General features: G+C 64.1%; 25 protein-coding genes, 6 tRNA genes and 1 pseudogene. 13 read left to right on the forward strand and 19 right to left on the reverse strand.

Features of this window, described 5'->3' with window-relative positions; translation table 11 throughout:
* Positions 1 to 69: 69 nt before the first annotated feature.
* The 3 genes from ACK4HJ_RS08585 to ACK4HJ_RS08595 form a co-directional block, all read right to left on the reverse strand.
* Positions 70 to 600, reverse strand: coding sequence for a hypothetical protein (locus tag ACK4HJ_RS08585; protein ID WP_409829946.1), 531 nt, complete (start codon positions 598 to 600; stop codon positions 70 to 72).
* A gap of 218 nt (positions 601 to 818) precedes the next feature.
* Positions 819 to 1,292: an acyl-CoA thioesterase gene (locus tag ACK4HJ_RS08590; RefSeq protein WP_409829949.1), complete on the reverse strand. Its 474-nt coding sequence runs from the start codon at positions 1,290 to 1,292 to the stop codon at positions 819 to 821.
* Complete coding sequence (locus tag ACK4HJ_RS08595) at positions 1,289 to 2,230, reverse strand: histone deacetylase (protein WP_409829952.1); 942 nt, start codon at positions 2,228 to 2,230, stop codon at positions 1,289 to 1,291. Before ACK4HJ_RS08595 ends, ACK4HJ_RS08590 begins: the two co-directional genes overlap by 4 nt.
* A 199-nt stretch (positions 2,231 to 2,429) precedes the next feature.
* Here ACK4HJ_RS08595 and ACK4HJ_RS08600 point away from each other — a divergent pair, with 199 nt between their 5' ends.
* From ACK4HJ_RS08600 to ACK4HJ_RS08615, 4 genes and pseudogenes are all read left to right on the forward strand, one after another.
* Positions 2,430 to 2,978 carry a phasin family protein gene (locus ACK4HJ_RS08600; protein ID WP_409829955.1) on the forward strand — a complete coding sequence of 183 codons (549 nt, stop codon included), beginning with the start codon at positions 2,430 to 2,432 and terminating at the stop codon, positions 2,976 to 2,978.
* Positions 2,979 to 3,439: 461 nt separating this feature from the next.
* Positions 3,440 to 4,492 carry an extracellular solute-binding protein gene (locus ACK4HJ_RS08605; protein ID WP_409829958.1) on the forward strand — a complete coding sequence of 351 codons (1,053 nt, stop codon included), beginning with the start codon at positions 3,440 to 3,442 and terminating at the stop codon, positions 4,490 to 4,492.
* A gap of 115 nt (positions 4,493 to 4,607) precedes the next feature.
* Positions 4,608 to 5,366: a 3-hydroxyacyl-CoA dehydrogenase gene (locus ACK4HJ_RS08610; RefSeq protein WP_409829960.1), complete on the forward strand. Its 759-nt coding sequence runs from the start codon at positions 4,608 to 4,610 to the stop codon at positions 5,364 to 5,366.
* Positions 5,367 to 5,530: 164 nt separating this feature from the next.
* A pseudogene (locus tag ACK4HJ_RS08615) lies at positions 5,531 to 6,662 on the forward strand (IS481 family transposase).
* 116 nt (positions 6,663 to 6,778) lie between these two features.
* Here ACK4HJ_RS08615 and ACK4HJ_RS08620 read toward each other — a convergent pair.
* From ACK4HJ_RS08620 to folC, 11 genes are all read right to left on the reverse strand, one after another.
* A tRNA-Asp gene (locus tag ACK4HJ_RS08620) sits at positions 6,779 to 6,855 on the reverse strand.
* A gap of 53 nt (positions 6,856 to 6,908) precedes the next feature.
* Positions 6,909 to 6,984: transfer RNA gene (locus ACK4HJ_RS08625), tRNA-Glu, on the reverse strand.
* Between the two features lie 30 nt (positions 6,985 to 7,014).
* Positions 7,015 to 7,090: transfer RNA gene (locus ACK4HJ_RS08630), tRNA-Ala, on the reverse strand.
* A gap of 65 nt (positions 7,091 to 7,155) precedes the next feature.
* Positions 7,156 to 7,232 (reverse strand) — tRNA-Asp (locus ACK4HJ_RS08635).
* Between the two features lie 53 nt (positions 7,233 to 7,285).
* Positions 7,286 to 7,361, reverse strand: a tRNA-Glu gene (locus tag ACK4HJ_RS08640).
* A 30-nt stretch (positions 7,362 to 7,391) separates the two neighbouring features.
* Positions 7,392 to 7,467, reverse strand: a tRNA-Ala gene (locus tag ACK4HJ_RS08645).
* A 65-nt stretch (positions 7,468 to 7,532) separates the two neighbouring features.
* The gene (gene gltX, locus ACK4HJ_RS08650) at positions 7,533 to 8,960 is read right to left on the reverse strand and encodes a glutamate--tRNA ligase (protein ID WP_409829962.1); all 1,428 of its coding nucleotides are present in this window, start codon (positions 8,958 to 8,960) and stop codon (positions 7,533 to 7,535) included.
* A gap of 90 nt (positions 8,961 to 9,050) precedes the next feature.
* Positions 9,051 to 10,556 carry an amidophosphoribosyltransferase gene (gene purF / locus ACK4HJ_RS08655; RefSeq protein WP_409829965.1) on the reverse strand — a complete coding sequence of 502 codons (1,506 nt, stop codon included), beginning with the start codon at positions 10,554 to 10,556 and terminating at the stop codon, positions 9,051 to 9,053.
* A 78-nt stretch (positions 10,557 to 10,634) separates the two neighbouring features.
* Entirely contained in the window at positions 10,635 to 11,123 is a 489-nt protein-coding gene (locus tag ACK4HJ_RS08660) for a CvpA family protein (protein WP_409829968.1), read from the reverse strand.
* Between the two features lie 42 nt (positions 11,124 to 11,165).
* The gene (locus tag ACK4HJ_RS08665) at positions 11,166 to 12,038 is read right to left on the reverse strand and encodes an SPOR domain-containing protein (protein WP_409829970.1); all 873 of its coding nucleotides are present in this window, start codon (positions 12,036 to 12,038) and stop codon (positions 11,166 to 11,168) included.
* Between the two features lie 46 nt (positions 12,039 to 12,084).
* Entirely contained in the window at positions 12,085 to 13,407 is a 1,323-nt protein-coding gene (folC, locus tag ACK4HJ_RS08670; RefSeq protein ID WP_409829973.1) for a bifunctional tetrahydrofolate synthase/dihydrofolate synthase, read from the reverse strand.
* An 85-nt stretch (positions 13,408 to 13,492) separates the two neighbouring features.
* Here folC and ACK4HJ_RS08675 point away from each other — a divergent pair, with 85 nt between their 5' ends.
* The 4 genes from ACK4HJ_RS08675 to argG all read left to right on the forward strand — a co-directional run bounded on the left by ACK4HJ_RS08675 (position 13,493) and on the right by argG (position 16,581).
* On the forward strand, positions 13,493 to 13,879 hold the full coding sequence (locus tag ACK4HJ_RS08675; protein ID WP_409829975.1) for an ArsC family reductase: 387 nt from the start codon (positions 13,493 to 13,495) through the stop codon (positions 13,877 to 13,879).
* A gap of 148 nt (positions 13,880 to 14,027) precedes the next feature.
* Positions 14,028 to 14,687 (forward strand): glycine zipper 2TM domain-containing protein, encoded by a 660-nt coding sequence (locus ACK4HJ_RS08680; RefSeq protein ID WP_409829978.1) that lies wholly within the window; start codon positions 14,028 to 14,030, stop codon positions 14,685 to 14,687.
* A gap of 145 nt (positions 14,688 to 14,832) precedes the next feature.
* Entirely contained in the window at positions 14,833 to 15,150 is a 318-nt protein-coding gene (locus ACK4HJ_RS08685) for a pyrimidine/purine nucleoside phosphorylase (RefSeq protein ID WP_409829980.1), read from the forward strand.
* Between the two features lie 84 nt (positions 15,151 to 15,234).
* Positions 15,235 to 16,581 carry an argininosuccinate synthase gene (gene argG, locus ACK4HJ_RS08690; protein WP_409829983.1) on the forward strand — a complete coding sequence of 449 codons (1,347 nt, stop codon included), beginning with the start codon at positions 15,235 to 15,237 and terminating at the stop codon, positions 16,579 to 16,581.
* A 130-nt stretch (positions 16,582 to 16,711) separates the two neighbouring features.
* Here the strand turns inward: argG and ACK4HJ_RS08695 are convergent, their stop codons facing one another.
* Entirely contained in the window at positions 16,712 to 17,380 is a 669-nt protein-coding gene (locus ACK4HJ_RS08695) for a 7-cyano-7-deazaguanine/7-aminomethyl-7-deazaguanine transporter (RefSeq protein WP_409829986.1), read from the reverse strand.
* Between the two features lie 185 nt (positions 17,381 to 17,565).
* Positions 17,566 to 18,639 carry a UDP-N-acetylmuramate dehydrogenase gene (murB, locus tag ACK4HJ_RS08700; RefSeq protein WP_409829988.1) on the reverse strand — a complete coding sequence of 358 codons (1,074 nt, stop codon included), beginning with the start codon at positions 18,637 to 18,639 and terminating at the stop codon, positions 17,566 to 17,568.
* Between the two features lie 68 nt (positions 18,640 to 18,707).
* Here murB and ACK4HJ_RS08705 point away from each other — a divergent pair, with 68 nt between their 5' ends.
* The 3 genes from ACK4HJ_RS08705 (at position 18,708) to ACK4HJ_RS08715 (ending at position 20,980) form a co-directional block, all read left to right on the forward strand.
* Positions 18,708 to 19,193: a YajQ family cyclic di-GMP-binding protein gene (locus tag ACK4HJ_RS08705; RefSeq protein ID WP_409829991.1), complete on the forward strand. Its 486-nt coding sequence runs from the start codon at positions 18,708 to 18,710 to the stop codon at positions 19,191 to 19,193.
* Positions 19,194 to 19,290: 97 nt separating this feature from the next.
* Positions 19,291 to 19,935, forward strand: coding sequence for a TIGR02281 family clan AA aspartic protease (locus ACK4HJ_RS08710; RefSeq protein ID WP_409829993.1), 645 nt, complete (start codon positions 19,291 to 19,293; stop codon positions 19,933 to 19,935).
* A 22-nt stretch (positions 19,936 to 19,957) separates the two neighbouring features.
* A complete protein-coding gene (locus tag ACK4HJ_RS08715) occupies positions 19,958 to 20,980 on the forward strand; it encodes an HD-GYP domain-containing protein (RefSeq protein ID WP_409829994.1) in 1,023 nt (340 codons plus the stop codon).
* A gap of 59 nt (positions 20,981 to 21,039) precedes the next feature.
* Here the strand turns inward: ACK4HJ_RS08715 and plsY are convergent, their stop codons facing one another.
* The 3 genes from plsY to ACK4HJ_RS08730 all read right to left on the reverse strand — a co-directional run bounded on the left by plsY (position 21,040) and on the right by ACK4HJ_RS08730 (position 23,285).
* Positions 21,040 to 21,705, reverse strand: coding sequence for a glycerol-3-phosphate 1-O-acyltransferase PlsY (plsY, locus tag ACK4HJ_RS08720; RefSeq protein WP_409829997.1), 666 nt, complete (start codon positions 21,703 to 21,705; stop codon positions 21,040 to 21,042).
* 57 nt (positions 21,706 to 21,762) lie between these two features.
* Positions 21,763 to 22,254 (reverse strand): aminoacyl-tRNA deacylase, encoded by a 492-nt coding sequence (locus tag ACK4HJ_RS08725; RefSeq protein WP_056063754.1) that lies wholly within the window; start codon positions 22,252 to 22,254, stop codon positions 21,763 to 21,765.
* 71 nt (positions 22,255 to 22,325) lie between these two features.
* Positions 22,326 to 23,285 (reverse strand): LysR family transcriptional regulator, encoded by a 960-nt coding sequence (locus tag ACK4HJ_RS08730; protein ID WP_409829999.1) that lies wholly within the window; start codon positions 23,283 to 23,285, stop codon positions 22,326 to 22,328.
* Positions 23,286 to 23,437: 152 nt separating this feature from the next.
* On the opposite strand from ACK4HJ_RS08730, the gene ACK4HJ_RS08735 reads away from it, so the two are divergent.
* Both ACK4HJ_RS08735 and ACK4HJ_RS08740 read left to right on the forward strand, forming a co-directional pair.
* Positions 23,438 to 24,436 carry a Bug family tripartite tricarboxylate transporter substrate binding protein gene (locus ACK4HJ_RS08735; RefSeq protein WP_409830001.1) on the forward strand — a complete coding sequence of 333 codons (999 nt, stop codon included), beginning with the start codon at positions 23,438 to 23,440 and terminating at the stop codon, positions 24,434 to 24,436.
* Positions 24,437 to 24,461: 25 nt separating this feature from the next.
* Positions 24,462 to 25,886, forward strand: a complete 1,425-nt coding sequence (locus ACK4HJ_RS08740) for a M20 family metallopeptidase (protein WP_409830003.1) — start codon at positions 24,462 to 24,464, stop codon at positions 25,884 to 25,886.
* Positions 25,887 to 25,896 lie beyond the last annotated feature (10 nt).

Here is a 25,896-nt window from a genome sequence, read left to right on the forward strand (position 1 = left end):
GCGCAAGTGGGCTGGCAGCGCATCTGCCACGGCCCAGGCGGTTGTTCCGCCTTCAGCGTATACGCCTTCTCAGCGTTGGTGCCCGTGGCCTCGGCCTTCGCCACGGCCCCGGTGGTCGTCTCGGTCATGCCTGCCGCGGTCGTCGTGCCCGCGCGCGTGCTTGCCGCCGCGCCCGTGGTCATCGTCCCAGCGCCGGTCGTCGCGGCCATGGCGGCCAGCGTGTGGAGGCGGGCCGCGGCGTGGCGGCGGCTCCTGCACAAAGTACACGGGCTGCGCACACGCGTTATAGCGGTGGCAATGTTTGTCCCACTTCTTGGCATGGCCCGGTGGCACATATAGGTAGATGGGCGCGCGGGGCACCACCACCGCAGGCCGCTGGATGATGACGGGCTCGGCATAGATCACCGGGGGTGGAGGCATGCCGCTGCCGATGTTGATGCGACCGTAGACACCGGGCGCCAGTTCGCCGCCCACGGTGGCGTTGACGTATGCCTGCGCCTGGGCGCCGCCCGCGGCCAGTAGCGCGCACGCGGCCAAGGCAAAGGCCGCGCCACGGCCCGGCAGCGATGAGAGGAAACGGCGAGGAAAGGTGTGGATCATGATCAAGTCTTGCAAATAGTCGAGGTTTAGCCCGTTGTCGTGGCGGTTGTTCAGACGCTCCCTCCGCGCACCATACGCCGCTCAGCCAAAAAAGGATGTCAGCCAAGGACGATCAAAAGACGCAGCGAGGGTGTGAGCAAGGCTGAAAACATCAAACAAAATCGCCTCTAGCGCTTATCTATCAAGCGCCAGCAGCTATCAATTTTGAGTTATTGACTTTATGCCACTGCGAGGGCCTGCAACACTTTGCGCAGCGCCTCTGGCACCGGCACCGGCCGGCGGGTTTCGCGGTCCACATACACGTGGATGAAGTGCCCGGCCGCAGCCGTCAATGATTCGCCCTGGGCGAACAGCCCCACTTCATAGCGCACGCTGGAGCCTCCCAGGCGCGCCACCCGCACGCCCGCTTCCACCGTCTGCGGAAACGCCAGGGGCGCGAAGTAGTTGCATTGGGTTTCGATCACGAGGCCGATGGTCTGGCCTGAATGGATGTCGAGCACCCCCTGGTCGATCAGGTGCGCGTTGACCGCCGTATCGAACCAGCTGTAGTACACAACGTTGTTCACATGACCGTACACGTCGTTGTCCGCCCAGCGGGTGGTGATGGGACGGAATACGGGGTAGGCGCTGCGGGGCTGGGGCGCCGGGCGGGCGGGTGCAGACGGAGCGGAGGGGCTGGCGGCGGAGTTCATGGCGGCACATTCTGCCAGCGCTGGTGGTAGTGCCAGGCCACCCGCCAGGTAGTGAGCTGGGCAGCGAGCGTGTCTTCCAGGTCATTACCGTAGCCGCCAGCCATGGCAAACACCAGAGGAATACGGCGCTGCCATGCCCAGTCAAACACCCGCCGGTCGCGGGCCTCCAGGCCGTCATGGCTCAAAGCCAGGCGGCCCAGGCGGTCGCCCACGTGCGGATCTGCACCGGCCAGGTAGTACACCAGCTGTGGCCTGCAGCGGTCCTCCAGCACCGTGAGCGCATGGTCCAGCGCCTGTAGGTAGTCTCCATCCGCACAGCCGTCCGGCAAGTCAACATCCAGGTCGCTGACTTCCTTGCGGAAAGGAAAATTCCGCGCCCCGTGCAGCGACAGCGTGAACACGCTGTCGTCGCCCTGGAAGATGCGCGCCGTGCCGTTGCCCTGGTGCACGTCCAGGTCGATCACCGCCACCTGGAGCGGCGCAGCGCCCGCGCGGGTCTGCGTTGCCCGCCACTCGGCCTGCATGCGGCGCGCGGCTACCGCCACATCGTTGAAGACGCAAAACCCGCTGCCCTTGTCTGCATAGGCGTGGTGCGTGCCACCCGCCAGGTTGCCTGCCACGCCCTGCTCCCAGGCGCTGCGACTGGCAGCGACCGTCGCGCCCACCGAGCGCCTGGCCCGCTCGGCCATGGCCTCGCTCCACGGAAAGCCGATTTCGCGCTGTGCCGCTGGCGCCAGGGTACCCGTCTGCACAGCGCGGATGTATTCCGAAGTGTGGGCCAGCGCCAGGTCTTCATCCGGCGCGGATGGAGCCGCCTGCAGCACCACGCCTGGCAGATGCTGCGCAATGCGGTCGCGCAGCATGCGGTACTTGGCCATGGGAAAGCGGTGCCCTTCGGGCAGGGGCAGCACGAACTGGTCTGCGTAGTAGGCATGCATGACGCCATTGTGGCCAGCCCGGCTTTTTGGTGCCGCACCCTAATTTGCTGCATTGCAGCAAAAACCGCTTGCAATGTGTTCACAAGTCCTTAAAATTCGTTCCATGCTGCACTGCAACATGGCCAAGAGGTCAACGTCAGCGCAGATGTCTGTAAGCCACCCCGCCCCTCTGGGGGCACCATTCTTTAGGAGATATGACATGACGCTGACCGCTGAACAAATCCTGGCATCCCACAAGGCCAACATCGAAACCCTGTTTGGTCTGACGACCAAGGCCTTCGAAGGCGTTGAAAAGCTCGTGGAACTGAACGTGACCGCCTCGCGCGCCGCCCTGGCCGAAGCCGCCAACCACTCGCAAGCCGTGCTGGCCGTCAAGGATGCTCAAGAACTGATGGCCCTGCAAGCCGGCCTGTTCCAGCCCTTGGCCGAAAAGACTGCGGCCTACAGCCGCCACCTGTATGACATCGCTTCGGGCACTGGCGCCGAGTTTGGCAAGGCTTTTGAAGGCCAGGCTGCCGACGCACAACGGGCATTCTCCAATCTGGTGGACAGCGCCGCGAAGAACGCCCCCGCTGGTTCCGAAACCGCCGTGGCCGTGATGAAGAGCGCCGTTTCTGCAGCCAACAATGCCTTTGAATCCGTGCAAAAGGCCGTGAAGCAGGCATCGGACGTGGCCGAAGCCAACTTCAACGCCGTGGCCAGCACGGCGGCCAACGCTGCCAAGACGGCCGCACCGCGCAAGCGCTGAGCCCCGCACAGCGCGGTCTGGAGTCGCCTCTCTAGCCCGTGCGCAGGGATTACCCTGATAATCCCGTCATGCGCTGCAGGCCCCGCCTTCAGCGCCCCAGTTGTCTCCTTGGATCCTCTCGAAACCCCCGTTTCAAGGATCCTTTTAAAGCCCGGTTATTCAACCGGGCTTTTTTTTGCTCTCTTGGGATGTCTTGCATAACTCCCTGCGGTCCGTGATAGCGCGGCCTCGGGCGGTTCGCTGTGTCGCTTTTCTTGCAAATAGCCGGGCTATTGGCTGCGAGCAGACGCCTTGTGACCCGTCCCGATCCGCACTGCCACCGACTCGCCGGTGTTATGCGGGACATCGTTGCGCTGGATCAGGTTCGCAGGAAAATCCCGTTTACAAACCACGACTTTATTAAGAATAATTCGCGTTTGTTTTATCATTGCCTCCCAGTTCAACACTGAAAGCTGCTCCTCATGTCAAAGTCCGCGAAAGCCTTGCTCAGCGCCTGTGTGCTGGCTGCTACCGCCAGCGCCGTCCATGCCCAGGACCAGGTGGTCAACTTGTATTCCGCCCGCCACTACTCCACCGACGAAGCGCTCTACACCGGCTTCACCAAGGCCACTGGTATCAAGATCAACCGCGTGGATGCCGACGATGCAGGCATCCTGGCTCGCCTCAAGGCCGAAGGCTCAGCGTCGCCTGCCGATGTGATCCTGCTGGTGGACGCAGCCCGCTTGTACAAAGGCGAGGTGGACGGCCTGTTCCAGCCCATCAAGTCGCAGGTGCTGAACGATGCCATCCCCGCCAACCTGCGCGGCGCCCGCGCGGCGGACGGCGGCATTGCGTGGTACGGCCTCTCCACCCGCGCACGCGTCATCGTCTACAACAAGGTCAAGGTGCAAAAAGCGGACGTCGCCACGTATGAATCGCTGGGCGACCCCAAGAATAAGGGCAAGATCTGCATCCGCTCCGGCTCGCACCCTTACAACCTGAGCCTGTTCGGCGCCGTGACCGAGCACCTGGGCGAGCAGAAGGCCGAAGCCTGGCTCAAGGGCATGGTCGGCAATTTGGCCCGTCCGCCTAAGGGTGGCGATACTGACCAGATCAAGGCCGTGGCCGCTGGAGAGTGCGATATCGCAGTCACCAACAGCTACTACCTCGCACGCTTGATGCGCTCCAACAAGCCCGAGGACGTGGCCGTGGTGAACAAGGTGGGGGTGGTCTTCCCCAACCAGGAATCCTGGGGCACGCACTTGAACATCGCGGGCGGCGCGGTGGCAAAGCACTCCAAGAACCAGGCCAATGCAGTCAAGTTCCTCGAATACCTGGCCAGTCCTGAAGCCCAGAACTACTTTGCGAACGGCAACAACGAATGGCCCGCAGCCAAGGGCGTGGCGCTGGACAACCCAGCTCTCAAGGCCATGACCGGCGGCCAGGCGTTCAAGAGCGAGACCATCCCGATCAGTGCCGTGGGCGCCAATACGACCAAGGTGCAGCAGATGCTGGACCGGGTGGGATTCCAGTAATCACGCACGGCTTTCGACACGCCCGGCTCCGGCCGGGCTTTTTTTTGCCCGTGAGGCACTTGGCAGATGCGCCATAATTGACGTTTACGTTAACGTCACTTACTGGAGACTGGACATGGAGATCAAAGGCAAGGTATTCATCGTGACCGGCGGCGCGTCAGGTCTGGGCGAAGGCACGGCACGCATGCTGGCGGCCCAGGGCGGCACCGTGGTGATCGCCGACATGCAGGCAGAAAAAGGCGAAGCCGTTGCCAAGGACATCGGTGGCGCCTTTGTGAAGTGCGACGTAAGCAATGAGGCAGATGGCCAAGCTGTGGTGGCCAAGGCGGTGTCGTTAGGCAAGCTCATGGGCCTGGTGAACTGCGCCGGCATTGCGCCCGCCGAAAAAACCGTGGGCAAGAACGGCGCTCACGCCCTGGCACTGTTCAGCAAGACGATTACCGTCAACCTGATCGGCAGCTTCAACATGATCCGCCTGGCCGCCGAAGCCATGAGCAAGAACGAACCGGAGTCCACGGGTGAACGCGGCGTGCTGATCTCGACCGCGAGCGTGGCCGCGTACGACGGCCAGATCGGCCAAGCCGCCTATTCGGCTTCCAAAGGCGGCGTGGTGGGCATGACCCTGCCGATTGCCCGCGACCTGGCCCGCAACGGAATCCGCAACATGACCATCGCCCCCGGCATCTTCGGCACGCCCATGCTGTTTGGCATGCCCCAGGAAGTGCAGGACGCACTGGCCGCCGGAGTGCCCTTCCCCAGCCGCCTGGGCACGCCCAAGGACTACGCGAAACTGGTGCAGCACATCTTTGAAAACGACATGCTAAACGGAGAGGTCATCCGACTGGACGGCGCCATCCGCCTTGCCCCGCGCTGATTTACTGCACGCAGACAAGCGGACTATCAAATCCATAGCTGTCAGCGCTTGTCCAGCAAGCGCTGACAGCGTATTTACTATAGAAACTGTTCAGACCGGACACATGGTTAACAGGTGTGCGAGGACATGGTTAACACTTTCGGCGAACTTCGCTGGAGGTCGCTATGCCATGGAAGGCTTGCAACACCAAGAACCTGAGACAGGAATTCGTTGAACTGGCAAGGCAAGAGGGCGCCAATCTGCGCGAGCTGTGCCGCCGCTTTGGCATCAGTGCCCCCACCGGGTACAAGTGGCTCAACCGCTTTGAAGAGCAAGGCAGCGAGGGGCTCGTAGACCGCTCGCGAAGACCGCGCAGCAGTCCGAGCAGGTCCTTGCCGCAGGTGGAGGCGGCCGTCATCGCTATGCGCACCGAGCATCCCTCGTGGGGCGGGCGCAAGATCAGCTGGCGCTTGCAGCACCTGGGTGGGCCCAACGTGGCCCCTAGCACCGTCACCTCCATCTTGCACCGCCACAGCCTGATCGCACCGGAGGCCAGCGAAGCGGCCAAGCCCTGGCAGCGGTTCGAACGCGAGGAGCCCAACGCACTTTGGCAGGCCGACTTCAAGGGCCACTTCCAGACCGTGGAGGGGCGGTGCTCGCCGCTGACCATGCTGGACGATCACTCGCGCTTCAACCTGGCGCTTCAGGCCTGCGGCAAGACTGCCACTGAGATCGTGCAAGCGCACATGACAGAGGTATTCAGGCGCTATGGCCTGCCAGCGCAGATCAACTTCGACAACGGTGCTCCCTGGGGCTCACCAAGTGCACCAGGCCAGCTCACAGCTCTGGGCGTGTGGCTGGTGCAACTAGGCATCCACGTCAGCCACAGCAGGCCCTACCACCCGCAAACCAACGGGCAAGGACGAGCGCTTTCACCGAACGCTGGAGATCGAGCTGCTCAAGGGGAGGTGCTTCGAGAGCCTGGAGAAGGTCCAGCAGGCGCTGGACCGCTGGCGTGTGGTCTACAACCACCAGCGCCCGCATGAAGCACTGCGCGGAGCCACCCCGGTCACATGCTATCGCCCCAGCAAGAGAGCGTTCCCTGAGCGATTGAGCCCGCCGCAGTACAGCAGTGCAGATGAGGTGCACACGGTCGACTGGAACGGGATCCTGAAGTTCAGAGGCAAGCGCTACAAGCTGAGTAACGCCTTGCACCGCCACAAGGTGGGTATCCGGCCCAAGCAGGACAAGGATGGTTGCTTTGAGGTGTTCTTCGCGCATCACCGCTGCCTGGTGATTGACCTGACTGACACCTGAGCCGTTTAATCAAATCTGTTAACCATGTCCTCGCACACCTGTTAACCATGTGTCCGGTCTGAACAAGAAACAAAAGAAAAAACCGCTGCAGCCTTGCGACTGCAGCGGTTTGTATCTGGCGGAGTGGACGGGACTCGAACCCGCGACCCCCGGCGTGACAGGCCGGTATTCTAACCAACTGAACTACCACTCCTGGCAGGTAGCTTTTTGCTTGCATCTTTCAACACAAGCCAAGTGCTACAAACTTGGCGACCCTACGGGGATTCGAACCCCGGTACTCACCGTGAAAGGGTGATGTCCTAGGCCTCTAGACGATAGGGTCAAAACCTTGGAACTAACCGAACTCAAAATTTGGTGGAGGTAAACGGGATCGAACCGATGACCTCTTGCATGCCATGCAAGCGCTCTCCCAGCTGAGCTATACCCCCGAATTTCTTTGGGTATTCACCAAAGAAAAACCCTTGCAATATCAAAACCTGCAAGGGCTTTTGACTGGCGGAGTGGACGGGACTCGAACCCGCGACCCCCGGCGTGACAGGCCGGTATTCTAACCAACTGAACTACCACTCCTGGCAGGCAGCTTTTTGCTTGCATCTTTCAACACAAGCCAAGTGCTACAAACTTGGCGACCCTACGGGGATTCGAACCCCGGTACTCACCGTGAAAGGGTGATGTCCTAGGCCTCTAGACGATAGGGTCAAAACCTTGGAACTAACCGAACTCAAAATTTGGTGGAGGTAAACGGGATCGAACCGATGACCTCTTGCATGCCATGCAAGCGCTCTCCCAGCTGAGCTATACCCCCACTTAATCACGCTAAACACTGAGTGTTTTTCGTCATCATCTGAGCCTTGAATTATAGACAGATTTTTAGCGGTTTCGCAAACGCGCTACAACTTTTTCACGGCCGACAAGTTCCAGCACCGCATCGACCGAGGGCGTGTGCGCTGTACCAACCGTCAGCACGCGGGCTGGCATCGCGAGTTGGGGCATCTTCAGCCCCTGCGCTGCCAGTACCTGTTTGAAAGCGGCCGCAATCGATGCCTTGTCCCATTCGCATACCGCCAACGCGTCGGCCAGCGCATCCAGCGCCGGAGCGATGGCATCGGTGATGTGCTGGGCGCGCTCGGCCTCCACGGGGGTCACATCCCCATAGAAAACCTGTGCCCAGTTCGCCAGCGCCACGGTCGTGTCGCAGCGGTCCTTGAACAGTGCGCAGATGCGGGGCAGCCGGCCATCAGCCAGGGCCTCGGCGGCAATGCCCTGGCGCTTCAATTGGGGGGCCACCAGCGACGCCAGCGCTTCGTCGGGCATGGCCTTGAGGTGCTGGGCGTTCACCCAACGCAGCTTGGCTTCATCGAACTGCGCTGCGCTGCGGCCCAGATGATCCAGGTTGAACCACTGCAGGAACTGCTCGCGGCTGAAGATCTCGTCGTCGCCGTGGCTCCAGCCCAGGCGTGCGAGGTAGTTGACCATGGCATCGGGCAAGTAGCCTTCGTCGCGGTACTGGGTGACAGGCTTGGCGCCGTTGCGCTTGCTCATCTTCTCGCCCTGCTCGTTGAGCACCGTGGGCAGGTGGGCATACACCGGCGGTTCCTTGCCCAGCGCGCGAAAGATGTTGATCTGACGGGGGGTGTTGTTCACGTGGTCGTCGCCGCGGATCACATGGGTAATAGCCATGTCGATGTCGTCCACCACCACGCAGAAGTTGTACGTCGGCGTACCATCGGGGCGCGCGATGACGAGGTCGTCAAGTTCGTCGTTGCGGATCTCGATGCGGCCCTTGACCTTGTCGTCCCACGCCACCACGCCGCCCTGCGGGTTTTTGAAGCGCAGCACGGGCTGCACGCCTTCGGGGATGGCTGGCAGCGTCTTGCCGGGCTCGGGGCGCCAGGTGCCGTCGTAGCGGGGCTTTTCCTTTGCGGCCATCTGCTTCTCACGCAGGGCGTCCAACTCGGCCACGCTCATGTAGCAAGGGTATACATGGCCAGCGGCCTGCAGTTCGGCCAACACGGCCTTGTAGCGGTCCATGCGCTGCATCTGGTAGAACGGGCCCTCGTCGTGGTCCAGGCCCAGCCACTTCATGCCTTCGATGATGACGTCCACCGCCGCCTGGCTGGAGCGCTCGACGTCGGTGTCTTCGATGCGCAGGATGAAGTCGCCGCCGGTGGCGCGTGCAAACGCCCAGGGGTACAGCGCCGAGCGGATGTTGCCCAGATGGATGAAACCGGTCGGGGAAGGCGCAAACCGGGTGCGCACGCGGCCCGCGGCGGGATTGGCAGAAGTAGCAGCAGTCATTTCAATAAGCGCTGGCCCCTTGCGGGGCCAGCTTCACAGTCGATCCAATTCAAACAAGAGGTTCCCAGCGGGAGGCTGTCCCGCGTACGCTCAGGATTCCTGCGCGTTGGGCAGCGCAAGGCGCGAGGTGTCTTCTTCACCCTCCTCGGCCCCCACCCGGCCCTCATTCAGGCTCGCGATACCGGCAGCGGTGATGTCGCCGGTCACATACACTCCATCAAAACACGAGGCATCAAAGCCAGCGATGGCGCTGTTGAGCGAGCCCACGGCTTTCTTCATGCCGTCCACGTCCTGGTAGATCAGCGCGTCGCAGCCAATCGCCTGGCGGATTTCTTCCACGGTGCGGCCATGGGCCACCAGTTCGCTGCTGGTGGGCATGTCGATGCCGTACACGTTGGGGTAGCGCACTGGCGGCGCGGCGCTGGCCAGGTACACCTTGCGGGCACCCGCATCGCGCGCCATCTGCACGATTTCGCGGCTGGTGGTGCCGCGCACGATCGAATCATCCACCAGCAGCACATTGCGGCCCTTGAACTCGCTGCCGATCACGTTGAGCTTCTGGCGCACCGACTTCTTGCGCACGCCCTGCCCCGGCATGATGAAGGTGCGGCCAACGTAGCGGTTCTTGACGAAGCCCTCGCGGTACGGAATGCCCAGCAGGTGCGCCAGTTGCGTGGCGCTGGGCCGACTGGATTCGGGGATGGGGATGATCACGTCGATCTCATTCGGAGGCACGGTGGAGATCACGCGCTTGGCCAGCGCCTCGCCGAGGTTCAGACGTGCCTGGTAGACAGAAATGCCGTCCAGCACCGAATCCGGACGTGCCAAGTAAACGAATTCGAAAATGCAGGGGTTGAGCTGCGGTTTCTCGGCGCATTGGGCGGCATGTACTTGGCCATCCAGTGTGATGAACACGGCCTCGCCGGGGTCGATGTTGCGCTCGAACACATGCGATGTGCCCTCCAGCGCCACCGACTCGCTGCCGATCATCACGGTGCCGTCCTGGCTGCGGCCCAGCGCCAATGGACGAATGCCATGCGGATCGCGGAAGGCCAGCAGGCCATGGCCGGCAATGAGCGCAATCACAGCATACGAACCTTTGATGCGCTTGTGCACGGCACGAACCGCAGCAAATACGTCGTCCACCTGCAGCGGCACGCCGCGCGTAGCACGCTCCAGCTCGTGCGCGAACACGTTGAGCAGCACTTCAGAGTCGCTCTCGGTGTTTGTGTGGCGATGATCGGTCTGGAACAACTCGGTGCGCAGTTCGCGGGCGTTGGTCAGGTTGCCGTTGTGCACCAGCACGATGCCGAACGGCGCGTTGACGTAGAAGGGCTGAGCCTCTTCCTCGCTATACGCATTGCCCGCTGTGGGGTAACGCACTTGGCCCAGGCCCACATTGCCGGGCAGCGCGCGCATGTTGCGCGTGCGGAAAACGTCGCGCACCATGCCCTTGGCCTTGTGCATGAAGAACTTGCGGCCCTGCTGGGTCACGATGCCTGCTGCGTCCTGTCCGCGGTGCTGCAAAAGCAGCAGCGCGTCATAGATCAGCTGATTGACAGGCGTTGCGCTGACGACGCCGACGATTCCACACATAGTAAGTTTCCATCCGTTTGCGGGAACAGCCCCGCGGCAACCTCTTGGCAGCGACTTGTGGCCACTGCCCCATCGATACTAGGAAGGCAGATGCCTACCAAATTCTTCCGGCAGCGCCGGTTTCAAGCCCCTGAGAATTTCTGCAAGAACCGGCGCCCCTTGTGATTCCTGCCACCACAGCGCCTCGTGCAGGGGCGTCAGCCCCGCGACCACTGCCACTACCAGCAGCAAAACCAGGCCGCGCAGGACGCCAAAGGCCGCGCCCAGGGTGCGGTCCGCAGGCCGCAGGCCGACCGCTTCGACCAGCTTCTTGCCCAGCCACGCAAAAAAACCGCACACAAAAACCGCCGCAACAAACACCAGCACAAACCCGGCAGCGTAGCGCAGGGACCCCGCCGACTCTCCCATTGGCAGCCACTGCGCAGCGTCTGCCGCAAACCACTGCGCCACAAAAAAAGCAGCCACCCAGCCCAGCACGGACAGCACTTCAAACACCAGGCCGCGCCACGCACCCACCAGCATGGATGCGAGCAACACCGCCACAAAAATCCAGTCGAGAGCAGCCATGGAACAGGCAGTGGTCTGGAAAAGGCAAAAAAGCCGGACAACCTAGAGCGTGAGGACCGAGGCCGACAGGTCCAGCGCCTTGATCCGCGCGGCCGCCTTGTCCGCCTCAGCGCGGGTGGTGAACGGCCCCACCCGAACGCGCGTGCGCTTGCCTTCCTTGGTGTCCACCACCTGGGTATAGGTTTTAAGCCCTGCGCGCTCGACCTTGGTGCGCGCCTCGCGGGCCTTTTCGGCATCGGCAAAAGCGCCCACCTGCACGATGAAGCGGCTCTCTTCGGCACCCGGTGAAGACACTTCGGTGGCGCGACCTTCCAGCAACGCACGCGCACGCGCGGCGTCATCGGGCCGCGCGGGTTTAGGTTCGGGCACCGGGGCAGGCGTCGCGGCGGGCTTGGCTTCGGCCCGGGTTTCCTGCCGCGCAGGAGCGCTGGGGACGGCTGGGGTAGCCGCTACGGCAGGCGCGGGCCGCGATGCGGCCGGGCGTGCGCCAGAGACCAGTTCCTCGCCGTCGGTAATGCCACTGCCTGCTGCGGCCTGGGTGCCAGGGCGTGCGGGCACGGCAGGACGGGTGGCAGGCGCAGCCTCCCCCAGAGCCACAGAGGCGGGTGGCGCAGCGACCGGGGCCTGAGCCTCTGGCGCAGCAGCTGGCGTGGGAACCACCAGCGCAGGCACCTTGTTGCGGTCGGGAATCTCGATGGGAATGTCGACGGGAACGGGGCGTGGCTGGGTGTCGAACAGAAGGGGAAACCCCACAACCCCCACCAGCACCAGCACTGCTGCGCCAATCAGGCGGTGGCGTGCCCGGCGGCGCATGACTTCGATGCTCTCGGCCTGCGACGAGCGGGAGCGCTTGACCGGTTTTTCGTCCGGTTTTTGTTCACTCTGACCGGGCCACCGAAACTTGAAAAATGCCATGGAGTTGAGACTCGTGGGAGCTGAGGAACCGCTGAACCCAGCCCCGTCAGCCCAGATGCTTGGCGTGCAGGCGAGGCGTTCCGTTGATCAGCACGCCACCCACCGTGTAAAACGAGCCAAAGACCACGATTCTATCAGCCGGGTCTGCTGCGGCGACCGCGGCCTGCAACGCTTCCATGGGACTCGCGTGCAGGCTGGAGCTGACCTTGCGCTGCCCGCCGGCCACCATCTGGACGGCGTTCCATTTCTGCTGCAAGGCCGCCGCCGTTTCTGCCCGTGGCGTGGGCAGATTGGTGAAGTACCAGGAATCCACCAGCGGGCCCACCTTGGCGAGCATCGGGGCCAGATCCTTGTCGGCCATGGCGCCAAAAACGGCGTGCGTGGTGGGGAAATAGCCCATGGCATCCAGATTGGCCGTGAGTGCGGCCACGGAGTGGGGGTTGTGCGCCACGTCCAGCACCAAGGTGGGCTGGCCCGGCACGATCTGGAATCGTCCGGGAAGCTCCACCATCGCCAAGCCATTGCGCACCGCCTGGGCCGTGACCGGCAGGCGCTCGCGCAGGGCTTCAAAAGCCGCCAGCACGCCCGAGGCGTTGATCAGTTGGTTAGCGCCGCGCAGCGACGGATAGGCCAGGCCCGCGTAGCGCCGCCCGCGGCCCGCCCAGCCCCACTGCTGCTTGTCTCCCGAGAAATTGAAGTCGTGCCCAAACCGCCAGAGATCGGCGCCGATCTCCAGTGCATGGTCCAGCACGCTCTGGGGCGCCATCGGGTCGCCCACGACGACAGGCCGGCCGGTGCGCATGATGCCGGCCTTCTCCCGGCCGATGGTCTCGCGGTCGGGCCCCAGGTATTCGGTGTGGTCGATGTCGATGCTGGTGATGATGGCGCAGTCGGCATCGATGATGTTGGTCGCGTCCAGGCGGCCGCCCAGACCCACCTCCAGAATGGCCACATCCAATAGCGAGTGGCTCATGAGCCGCAGGATCGCCAAGGTGGTGAACTCAAAGTAGGTGAGCGATATGTCATCGCCGTTTTGCGTCCTGGCGCTTTCCACGGCGTCGAAGTGCGATATCAGGTCTGAACCACTGACAATCTCGCCGTGCACACGGCACCGCTCTTCAAAGTGGACCAGATGCGGAGACGTGTAGACGCCAGTGCGGTAGCCGGCTTGCAGCGCCACGGCCTCGAGCATGGCGCAGGTGGAGCCCTTGCCGTTGGTGCCCGCCACAGTGATCACCGGACATTCAAAACGCAGCGCCATACGGCGCGCCACCTCGCTGACCCGGGCCAGGCCCATGTCGATGCTGTGGGGATGGAGCTGCTCGCAATGGCGGAGCCAGCCCTCCAGGGTATGGGGTTTGGTGTGCATACAGCCCGCCATTGTCGCCCAGGCCTTGCTGTCGAACTGTCCGTGCAGCCCGGCTGCCCCGCAAACTTGGGGGATGATGCGGGGCATGAGCACTTCACGCATCACCCTCTACGGCATCCCCAACTGCGACACCGTCAAAAAGTCACGCACCTGGTTCACCGACCAAAGGCTCGACCACGAATTTCACGACTTCAAGAAGCAAGGCGTGCCCACCGACCAGTTGCCGGCTTGGATGGCAGCGGTGGGGTGGCAAAAGCTGCTCAACCGCCAGGGCACGACGTGGCGCAAGCTGCCCGAGGCGACCCAGGCTGCGGTAACCGACGACGCCAGCGCCGCAGCCTTGATGCGGGAGCAGCCCAGTGTCATCAAGCGGCCGGTCGTGGTGTGGCGCGACGGTAGCCAGACACACATCTCTGTGGGATTTGTGCCCGAGCAGTGGCAGGCATGGAACCACGCCTCCCGCAACACGTGAACCGCCGCGCCCACAAACCTGGGAAACACCGGAGAAACCGCACAAATCTTTACGCAGATTTACGGCCTCGGGTCCCTGAATTCACCGGGGAGGCCTAAACTTTTCTGCAGTCTGGTGCGTTATGTACCGACCCGAAAGGAGTTTCTCCATGAAAAAGATCGTCGTGTTTTCCACCCTGGCCGCCATCGCCGCCGTGGCCAGCGCTCAGGAACAGGGCCGCGTGCTGTCCGCCACGCCCATCGTTCAGCAGGTGGGCATTCCCCAGCAGGTGTGCGGCAATGAAACCGTCTACAGCGGCAACCGCACCAGCGGTGCGGGCGCCGTGATGGGCGCCATTGCAGGCGGTGCGGCCGGCAACGCGATTGGCAAGGGTAGCGGCCGCGCAGCGGCCACGGCCATTGGCGTGCTGGGTGGTGCCGTGTTGGGCAACCAGATTGAAGGCGGCCAACCCCAGTACCAGAACGTGCAGCGCTGCACGACCGAGACATACTACGAAAACCGCACCGTCGGCTACAACGTGGTGTACGAGTACGCGGGGCGCCAATACACCACGCGCACGCAGAATGACCCCGGCCGCTGGATTCCGCTCAGCGTGCAGCCTGTGGGCCAGACCTACTCGACGCAGCCCGACCCGTATGCCTCGCAAGGCGTATACAGCCAGCCCGGAGTGGTCACATCCACGTACCCGGCCCAGCCGGTGTACCAGCAACCGCCTACCTACGTGACCCCGCCGGTGACGGTAATCGAGTACGGCTACGACAGCCGCCCGTACTACCCTCCACACCACCGCAACCCGTACTGGCGCTGAGCGCCGCATGGCGACACGCCATACAAAAGAGCCCGCCGGGCTCTTTTTTTATGGCCGGCGCGCTGTGTGCGGGCGTGGTTGCCGCTGCCGCCCCGAGAGGCTGCCCTAAAATCTCCGGTTTCCTCCAACCCCTGCAGCGCATCCCATGACCACCGAAAAAATCGACGGCGTGTCCGTCACCACCCAGGCCAATGTGTACTTTGATGGCAAGTGCGTGAGCCACGGCATCACCTTCCCGGATGGCACGAAGAAGTCGGTGGGCGTGGTGCTGCCCGCGACGCTGACATTCAACACCGGCGCGCCAGAGATCATGGAATGCGTGGCCGGCTCCTGCGAATACAAGCTGGACGGCTCCGACACCTGGGTGAAATCGGCGGCCGGCGACAAGTTCAGCGTGCCCGGCAACTCCAAGTTCGACATTCGCGTGACCGAGGCCTACCACTACATCTGCCACTTCGGTTGATGTTTCGGGCTGAAATTTGATTGATTTTGGCCGTTAGCGCTTATCCAGAAAGCGCTGGCAGCTATCGTTTTTGAAGAAGCACACATGGCAACCATCCTCCAGAACCTCCCCCTCGGCCAGAAGGTCGGCATCGCATTCTCCGGCGGCCTGGACACCAGCGCCGCGCTGCACTGGATGAAGCTCAAGGGCGCCGTGCCCTATGCCTACACCGCCAACCTGGGCCAGCCTGACGAGCCCGACTACGACGCCATCCCCAAGAAGGCGATGGAATACGGGGCGGAAAAGGCCCGTTTGATCGACTGCCGCGTGCAACTGGCTCACGAGGGCATCGCTGCCCTGCAGGCTGGCGCCTTCCACATCAGCACCGGAGGCCTGACCTACTTCAACACCACGCCCCTGGGCCGCGCCGTGACCGGCACCATGCTCGTGGCCGCGATGAAGGAAGACGACGTCAACATCTGGGGCGACGGCTCGACCTTCAAGGGCAACGACATCGAGCGCTTCTACCGCTACGGCCTGCTCACAAACCCCTCGCTCAAGATCTACAAGCCCTGGCTGGACCAGCTGTTCATCGATGAATTGGGCGGCCGTGCCGAGATGTCGGCCTTCATGACCAAGGCCGGCTTCGGCTACAAGATGAGCGCCGAGAAGGCGTACAGCACCGACAGCAACATGCTGGGCGCCACGCACGAGGCCAAGGACCTGGAGTTTTTGAACAGCGGTATCCGCATCGTCAACCCCATCATGGGCGTAGCGTTCTGGAAGCCCGAGGTGGAAGTGAAGGCCGAGGAAGTGTCGGTGACGTTCAACGAAGGCCAGCCCGTGGCGCTGAATGGCAAGGAGTTCAACGACCCGGTCGAGCTGATCCTGGAAGCCAACCGCATCGGTGGCCGCCACGGCCTGGGCATGAGCGACCAGATCGAAAACCGCATCATCGAAGCCAAGAGCCGCGGCATCTATGAAGCTCCTGGCCTCGCGCTGCTGCACATCGCCTACGAGCGCCTCGTCACCGGCATCCACAACGAAGACACCATCGAGCAGTACCGCATGAACGGCCTCAAGCTCGGCCGCCTGCTGTACCAGGGCCGCTGGTTCGACCCGCAGGCCATCATGCTGCGCGAAACCGCCCAGCGCTGGGTGGCCCGCGCCGTTACCGGCACCGTGACGCTGGAGCTGCGCCGCGGCAACGACTATTCGCTGCTGAACACCGAATCGCCCAACCTGACCTACGCTCCCGAGCGCCTGTCGATGGAAAAGGTGGAAGACGCGCCGTTCAGCCCGCTGGACCGCATCGGCCAGCTGACCATGCGCAACCTGGACATCTCGGATACGCGCGGCAAGCTGGGCGTGTACGCCAAGGCCGGCCTGCTGTCGCTGGGTGGCAATGCGGCGCTGGCGCAGCTTGAAGACGGAGCCGGATCCAAAAAATAAACCCCAGAATGGGCTCCAGCGCTTATCTGATAAGCGCTGATAGCTATCAAAAGGTGAGCAAAAACCGCCCGTGCTGCAGACCAGCCGGGCGGTTTTCTTTTTGGGCTCGCCCCCCGGGTATGGCGAGCGCTCAGGCCGCCGCAGGCGCGGCGTCGCGCCGGGCCAGGGTACGCACAATGGCTGCCAAGGCGACGCCATACGCAGGCACGAAGAGCAGCAAGCTCACGGCAAGCTTGATGACGTAGTCCACCCAGGCGATTTCCACCCAATGCGCGGCCATGAACGCATCGGGGCTGCGCCAGAACGCGATGGCAAAGAACGCGGCCGTATCCAGAGCCTGCCCCACCACCGAGGCTGCGGCCGGTGCCAGCCACCAGGCCCGGCTGCGCTGGCGGATGCGGTCAAACACCTGGATGTCAAGCAGCTGCCCCAGCACATACGCCGCAAAGCTGGCAAATGCGATGCGGAACACAAAGGTGTTGAACTCTGCCAGCGCGCCCCAGCCATTGAACTGGCCGTCGCGGAACAGCACGCCCACACCGTACGACGCCAGCAGCGCCGGCACCATGGCACGGGTGATGACACGGCGAGCATGCTCCTTGCCGATCAGCCGCACGGTGAGATCGGTGGCGAGAAAGATGAACGGAAAGCTGAACGCCCCCCAGGTGCTGTGAAAACCCAGCAGCGTGATGGGCAGCTGGACCAGATAGTTGCTGGCAATGACGATGGCGATGTGGAACGCCACCAGAACGAAGAGGAAAAGCGGCACGCGCGAGGGCGCGGCCTGTTGCAAAGGCATGGTGGTCCTTTTTGGTGAATGGGGGCGAGGGAACCCATGGTGGCGAAATTGCCGGGGGCGAAGTGTACCGACTTCCGCTGTCGCGGAGGCAGGGCCGGCGCCAAACCCGCAGAAAAATTCAGTCAAATACGGCGCTAGGGCAATACCATCAAGCGCTGACAGCTATCAAAAGCGAAGCATCCATCTCATACCACCACGGGCTCCGGCTCCAGCCGGATGCCAAAACGCTCGTACACGCTGGTCTGGATGGCCTTGGCCAGGGTCATCACCTCGCCGCCCGTCACGCTGTCGGCGCCCTGCCCGCGGTTGACCAGCACCAGGGCCTGCTTTTCGTACACGCCGGCCTTGCCGATGGACTTGCCCTTCCAGCCGCAGGCGTCAATTAGCCAGCCCGCCGCCAGCTTGATCGACCCGTCCGGCATGGGGTAGTGCACGATGCGCGGTTCGCGGGCGATGATGTCAGCGCACTGGTCGGGAGAGACCGTGGGGTTCTTGAAGAAGCTGCCGGCATTGCCGACCACGGCCGGGTCGGGCAGCTTGGCGCGGCGGATGTCGCAGATCCAGTCGAAGATCTGCTGGGCCGTGGGCTCGTGCACGCCCTCTTCGGTCATGCGTCGCTCCAGGTCCAGGTAACCCAGCACCGGCTTCCAGGGCTTGGGCAGGTGAAAGCGCACATGGGTGATGACGGCGCGCCCCTCCAGGCCCATGCCGCGGGGCAAACCATCCGCGCCGGATGCGTCCGCCGGTGCGTGCTTGAACACCGAGTCGCGATAGCCGAAGCCGCACTGCGCGGCGTCCAGCGAAAAGGATCGGCCGGTGGCCAGGTCGATGGCGTCGAGCGACTCGAAACGGTCCTGCAATTCAACGCCATAGGCACCGATGTTCTGCACGGGCGATGCACCCACAGTGCCGGGTATCAACGCCAGATTCTCAAGCCCCGGAAAGCCCTGCGCCAGCGTCCACGCCACGCAGTCGTGCCACACCTCACCGGCGCCGGCTTCCACGATCCAGGCTCTAGGCGTTTCTTCCACAAGCCGCAGGCCCTTGATCTCCATCTTGAGCACCACGGGCTTCACGTCGCCCGTGAGGATGATGTTGCTGCCGCCGCCCAGCACAAACTTGGGTGCCGCGGCCAGGTCCGGGTCGGCCAGTACGGCGTGCACGTCGGCCGCCGAGCGCACGCGCACCAGCGTCTGCGCGCGCGCGGCAATGCCGAAGGTATTGCAAGGCTGCAAAGGGACGTTTTTCTCGACTACCATTGGTCCGATTGTCGCACCCGCCCCCTGGGCGGCCTGCCCTGTTCCCCTGAGAGAGACTGAGACCCACCATGCCATCTTTTGACACCGTCTGCGAAGCCAACCTGGTTGAAGTGAAAAACGCCGTCGAGAACACCGCCAAGGAAATCGGCACCCGCTTCGACTTCAAGGGCACGTCGGCCAGCATCGAAATCAAGGACAAAGACATCACCCTCATCGGCGATGCCGACTTCCAGCTCACGCAGATTGAGGACGTGCTGCGCAACAAGCTCACCAAGCGCAATGTGGACGTGCGTTTTCTGGACATGGGCGACGTTCAGAAAATGGGCGGCGACAAGGTCAAGCAGGTGATCAAGGTGCGCAACGGCATCGAGAGCGAGCTGGCCAAGAAGATCCAGAAGCTGCTCAAGGAGAGCAAACTGAAGGTGCAAGCCGCCATCCAGGAGGACAAGGTGCGTGTGACTGGCGCCAAGCGCGACGACCTGCAGGCCGCCATGGCGCTGATCCGCAAGGATGTGACGGATGTGCCGCTGTCGTTTGACAACTTCAGGGACTAGGGCGTGCGACGCCCCCTTACGACGTTGCGCAGCGGCCGTTGGCCTGGGCACGCCTGTCTGAACCGCAGCGAGCGACACCACGCGTTGTAGCGAGACCATGAAAACCGCGTCCCTCATCCCCCTTGCCGCCGCACTCTGTCTCGTGCCTTGCTGGGCGCACGCGCAGTCGGTGGGCATGGCCGGTGTGCTGGGCAGCAAGGCCCTGCTGGTGGTGGATGAAAATCCACCCAAAGCCTTGGCAGCGGGCGAGGACTACCAGGGCGTCAAGGTGCTGGCTGTCACCGAAGACGAGGCCACGATCCAGGTCAACGGAGCGCGGCGCGTTCTGCGCCTGGGTGAGGCGCCCGTCAGCGTAGGCGCACGCGGCGGCAGCGGCCGGCGCATCGTGCTCATGGCCGACAGCCGCGGCCACTTCGTCAACAGCGGGACCATCAATGGCCGCGTGATGCAGTACATGGTGGACACGGGCGCGTCCACCATCGCCATCGGACGCAACGATGCTGAACGCATGGGCTTGAACTACCAGAACGGAGAACCGGTGCGCATGAACACTGCCAACGGCGTGGCCCAGGGGTGGCGCATGCGGCTGGATTCGGTGCGGCTGGGCGATGTGGAGGTGCTGGGCGTGGAGGCCATCGTCACGCCGCAGCCCATGCCGTATGTGCTGCTGGGCAACAATTTCCTGGCCCAGTTCCAGATGACGCGCATCAACGACCAGATGGTGCTGGAAAAGCGCAACTGAGCCAACCTCCGTCCAAACCGCCATGTCTGCCGTACACACGCCCCCCAACAGCCACCGCCCCGAAGGCGAGTACGAAGACCTGCTCAGCCTATGGTCCGATCTGGAGGCCGCCTTGTCGGTGCTGCTGTCGCGGCCACTGCAGGTGCAAGACTTTGCGGCCAAGGTGCGTCAGTTCGACGGCTGGCTGCAGGACCTGGTGGCGCACGACATCGACTCTGCGCTGTACCTCATGTTCCAGCTGGCGTCGACCTCTACCGTGGGCTACAGCGCGTCGCATGCGCTGGTGTGCGGCACGCTGTGCCACATCCTGGCGCAGGAGCTGCACCTGCCACAGCGAGAACGCGACAGCCTGGTGCGCGCAGCGCTCACCATGAACATCGGCATGACGCGGCTGCAGGACGAGTTGGCCGAACAGCGCGAGCGCCCCAACGCAGCCCAGCAAGAGGCCATCCGCAGCCATCCAGAAGACAGCATGCTGCTGCTGCAGCGCCTGTTCATTGCCGACGACCTCTGGCTGGACGTGGTGGGGCAACACCACGCCACCGTGCCCGACCGCGTGCCCCTGTCCCAGCAGGCACCCGAAGACCGCCTCACCCGCATCCTCGGCACCATCGACCGGTATGCAGCCATGATCAGCCCGCGCAAGTCCCGCGCCGGGCGCAGCGCCACGGATTCGGTGCGCGCCATCGTGGGGCAGGAGATCGATCAGCGCGACGAGGTGAGCTATACGCTGGTGCGTTCGGTGGGCCTGTGCCCTCCGGGCACCTTTGTGAAGCTGGACAACGGCGAAACCGCCATCGTGCTGCGGCGTAGCGACAAGGCCAACCACCCGCTGGTGGCCAGCGTGCTGGACAGCACGGGCGCACACCGCGCGCAGCCCAGCCTGTACCAGACGGCCAGCGGCAAGCCGCGCATCCAGTCGGCCCTGGCAAGATCCGCCGTGGGCCTGGAGCTGGACCACCGCACGATGGTGCGGCTGGGCTTGTACGCAGCGCAGCACAGCGCGCGGCTGCGCGGGCTGGTGTCTGGCCCGGGCGCGCTCTGAAAAGCCCGCTTACCCAATGCCCCCAGCCCAGCGTGGCGGGGCTACCTGAACGGATTCGCCTACTTGGTGGACTTGCCAGGCGCTGCAGACGCCGGCGTCGCCTTCTTGCTGCCCAGACGAGATTCCTTGCCCTGGATAAGGCGCTGAATGTTCTCCTTGTGGCGCCACGCTAGCAGCGCAGCCATCACCACAATCGACGCGGCAATCGTGCCCTCGGCATACCAGACAACGCCGTCCACCAACAGGTAGTACACCGGGGCAAACGCCGCCGCCACCAGCGATGCCAGCGACGAGTACCTAAAGAAGAACGCGATGATGAGCCACGTGGCCGCCGTCGCCAGCCCCAGCCACACGCTGATGCCCAGCAGCACGCCCAGTGCCGTCGCCACACCCTTGCCGCCTTCAAAGCGGAAAAACACCGGCCAAAGGTGGCCCAAAAACGCGGCCAAGCCGACCAGCGCCAAGGTGCCATCTTCCAGTCCGTACGGTTGGCCGAACCACATCACCAGCGCCACGGGCAGCCAGCCCTTCACGGCATCCAGCAGCAGCGTGATGATGGCGGCCGCCTTGGAGCCCGAACGCAGCACATTGGTGGCGCCGGGATTCTTGCTGCCGTAGGTGCGGGGGTCCGAGAGACCCATCACGCGCGTCACGATGACGGCAAACGACAGCGAGCCCAGCAGGTAGGCAGCCACAGCGGCCAAAACGGGATAAACGGCGGTCAAAGCAACTCCTTGGAAATCAAATGGACAGCCTTCTGACGGGCTGTATCGCGCGGCGGCCTATTCTGCCAGCGCACATTGCACGGGTTTGGCACCCAGCAGCTGCACACACACCTGCGGGTCCAGCTGCACCAGAAAGCCCCGGCGTCCGCCGTTGATGGCAATGCGGGGCAGCGCGAGGATGGTTTCTTCGATGTAGACCGGCATGGTGCGCCGCGTTCCAAACGGGGAGGTGCCGCCCACTAAGTAGCCGCTGTGCCGGTTGGCCACCTCGGGGGCACAGGGCTCGACCGACTTGGCGCCGATCTGGCGCGCGAGGTTCTTGGTGGAGACCTTGCGGTTGCCGTGCATCAGCACCAGCAGTGGCTTAGCGTCCTGGTCTTGCATGACAAGGGTCTTGACCACAGTGAACGGGTCCAGACCCAGCACCTCGGCGCTGTGCATCGCGCCCCCGTGCTCCAGGTACTCATACGGGTGTTCGGTGAAAGCCACCTTGTTCGCCTTGAGCAGCTGGGTGGCTTGGGTCTCGGAAACGTGTTCTTTCTTGGCCATGGTGTGGTGCGGACAGGGCACCGATGGTATCCGTATCCAAATGTGAGCGTGTTGGGACCTGCGGCGATGTGTCAGAACACCGGGGCGGGCGCTGCGGCGGCCTTGCGGCGTCGGCCTACCTTGCGCTTGCCGTACTCCTCGATGGCGACCACCAGCGCTTTGGTGAACTGCTGCACCAGGACGGATGGCACCCGCCCCTCGGCCGCCAGCACTTGCAGGCGCCGCTGCTGCAACTGGGCTTCGTCAAACGGCCGGGCAGCGAGCAGGCCCGCCTCCACCCAGCGCGCCGCCGTGAGGTAGCTGGCCAGCACCACGTCCTGCCCGCTGAGCAACGGCAGCAGCGCCGATGAAAAATTGCTTTCCACAGCGGGTACATAGCGCAGCCCCTGCACCGCACAGCTCAGGTCAAACAGCTGCCGCCCCGTGGTGTTGGCCGCGCCCAGCAGCAGCGGGTAGCGCACCACGTCGGCCACGGTCACGCTGCGCTGGCGCGCCAGCGGGTGCTGTGCGGGCATGACGGCGTAAATGGGTGCGATGGCCGAGTGCAGTACCTGCAGGCCCTTCTCGGGTGCCGTGCTGTACTTCAGCGCCAGATCCGCCTCGCCGCGCAGCACCAGGGCCGACACTTCCTGCGGCACGGCCACCTGCAACTGCAGCTGCACTTGGGGATGCTCCTGCCGAAACCCTGCCATGACCAGCGGCATGAAGGCTGCAGCAAACCCTTCGGTGCAAGCAAGCCGCACCCGCAGGGTACCTTGGGCGGACAGATCCTGCAATTGCTCAACCAGCTCCAGCGCCTGCGCGTCATGCGCGCTCGCGTGGGCCAGCAGCCGGGTACCCGCGTCGGTCAGAGCCATGCCCCGGGCCTGGCGCTCGAACAGCACCACGCCCAGGCTGTCTTCCAGCTTGCCCAGCTGGCGGCTCACCGCCGACGCGGCCACATGCAGGCGCTGCGCCGCCTGGTTGACGGAGCCGGTGCGCGCCACCTCCAGAAAGTAGCGCAAGGGCAGGCTGAGCAGTGAAATGGCCATGGTTGTTTAAATCACAAAAAGGCAATGGTCAGTTGCCAAATCTCTATTCCAAGCAATGGTAAACCAGCATCCATCTTGCATGGCTTGAGGCTCCAATTCACCCATGCCCCGCCGCACCCGTTGGTGCCAGGGCGCTTCCCACCGGAGTCCGCATGAAACACCTTGTCCGAGCCTCGTTGCTCTCCGCAGCCCTGGTCGCCCTCGCCAGCGGCAGTAGCCTGTCATTTGCCCAGACCACCGCGCCATCGGATGCCTGGCCCCAGCGCTCCATTCGTGTGGTGGTGCCCTTTCCGCCCGGCGGCGGCACCGATGCCGTGGCCCGCGCACTGGGCCAGAAGCTGTCTGCGCGCCTGGGCCAGCCGGTGGTCACCGACAACAAGCCCGGTGCCTCCACCATCATTGGCACCGAGACCGTGGTCAAGGCCGAGCCCGATGGCTACACCCTGCTGGTGTCGGGCTCCACCAGCTACACCGTGAACGCCGCGCTGCGCCACAAGCTGCCATATGACCCGCTGAAGGACCTGGCCCCTGTGGCCATCGTGGCGCGCGCGCCGCTGGTGATCGTGGTCAACGCCAACGCGCCCTACAAAGACCTGGCCGCGCTGATTGCTGCGGCGAAGGCAGCGCCCAAAACCATCAACTACGCCACGTTCGGCTCGGGCTCGGCCCCGCACCTGGTCGGTGCCCTGCTGGAGCAGGCGGCTGACGTGCGCCTGCAGGACGTGCCCTACCGGGGCAGCGCGCAGGCCATGATGGGCCTGATTGGCGGCGAGATCCAGATGGCCATCGACACCGTGGCCAGCGCCGCACCCCATGTGCGATCTGGCAAGCTGCGGGCGCTGGCAATTGCGGGCAACGAGCGTGCGCGCGCCCTGCCCTCTGTGCCTACCGTGACAGAGCAAAAGCTGCCGGATGCCGCCTTTGACGGCTGGTATGCCATGGCCGCGCCCGCCCGCACGCCCGCCCCCATCGTGAACAAGCTGATCAAGGAAGTGGAAGCTGCGATGCGCGACCCCCACCTGCAGGAGCAGATCCGCGCCCAGGGCATGGAGCCCGTGTTTGTAGGCCCCAAAGTCATGCACGCGGCCATGGACAACGAAATTGGCCGCTACCGCGCACTGGCCCACCGCGCCAAGATCGTGGTGGATTGAAGAGCACCAGAACAGGACCCGCACCATGACCCGCCAACAACTGATCGACAACGTCCAGCGCTACTTTGACGATGGCCGCTTTGCCACCGACCTGCGTCGCCGCGTGGCCTGGCGCACCGAAAGCGACACCGGCAAGGTGCCGCCCGAACTGCGCGCCTACCTCACCGACGAAATGGTGCCCTGGCTCACGCCCCTGGGTTTTGAGTGCCAGGTGCTCGACAACCCCTCACCCCAAGGCGGCCCCTTTTTGGTGGCCCGACGCGTGGAAGACCCCGCCCTGCCCACCGTGCTCACCTACGGCCACGGCGATGTGGTCAACGGGCAGGACGCGCAATGGCGCGAGGGCCTTTCTCCGTGGGAACTGACCATCGAAGGCGAGCGCTGGTACGGCCGGGGCACGGCGGACAACAAGGGCCAGCACACCGTGAGCCTGGCCGCACTCGCCCACACCATCGAGGCCCGGGGCGGCCGCCTGGGCTACAACGTGACGCTGCTCATGGAAATGGGCGAAGAGGCAGGCTCACCCGGCCTGGGCGCCTTCTGCGAGCAGCTCCGCGATGCACTGCGGGCTGATCTGTTTGTGGCCAGCGACGGCCCCCGTGTGAACGCGGGCCACCCCACCCTCTTCCTGGGTTCACGCGGAGCCATCAACTTTGCACTCACCATGCGCAGCCGCGACAAGGCCTACCACTCGGGCAACTGGGGCGGCGTGTTGGCCAACCCCGCCACGGTGCTCACCCACGCGCTGGCCACACTGGTGGACGCGAAGGGCCGCATCCTCGTCAAAGGCCTGCTGCCGCCTGCTGTGCCCGACAAGCTGCGCACGGCGCTCAAGGATGTGGTGATCGGCGCCGATGCCGACGCCCCGGCGCTCACGCCCGGCTGGGGCGAGCCAGGCCTGACACCCGCCGAACAGCTGGTAGGCTGGAATACGCTGGAGGTGCTGGCGCTGGGCGCGGGCAACGCGCAGCGGCCCATCAACGCCATCCCATCGCAGGCGGTGGCGCACTGCCAGCTGCGTTTTGTGGTGGGCACCGATTGGCAGAACGTGCAAGCCACGCTGCGCGAGCACCTGGACGCACACGGTTTCAGCCAGGTCGAGATCACCATGGGCATGCACTGCGGCGCCACGCGGCTCGATCTGCACAACCCCTGGGTGGACTGGACGATGGCCTCACTGCAGGCCAGCTCAGGCCAGCCCGCCACGCTGCTGCCCAACCTGGCAGGCTCGCTGCCCAACGACATCTTTGCCGACCAGCTGGGCCTGCCCACGCTGTGGGTGCCGCACTCGTACCCCGCCTGCGCCCAGCACGCGCCCAACGAGCATTTGCTGGCGCCCGTGGCGCGCGAAGGGCTGGCGGTGATGGCGGGGCTGTTCTGGGACCTTGGTGAGCCGCAAGGGACGCCATGGATTGAAGGGCGCACGACTCGGCAGGAGGCAACTGCCTGACCGCAGCGCG

The organism is Acidovorax sp., assembly GCF_046294525.1.
GTDB lineage: Bacteria > Pseudomonadota > Gammaproteobacteria > Burkholderiales > Burkholderiaceae_C > Acidovorax.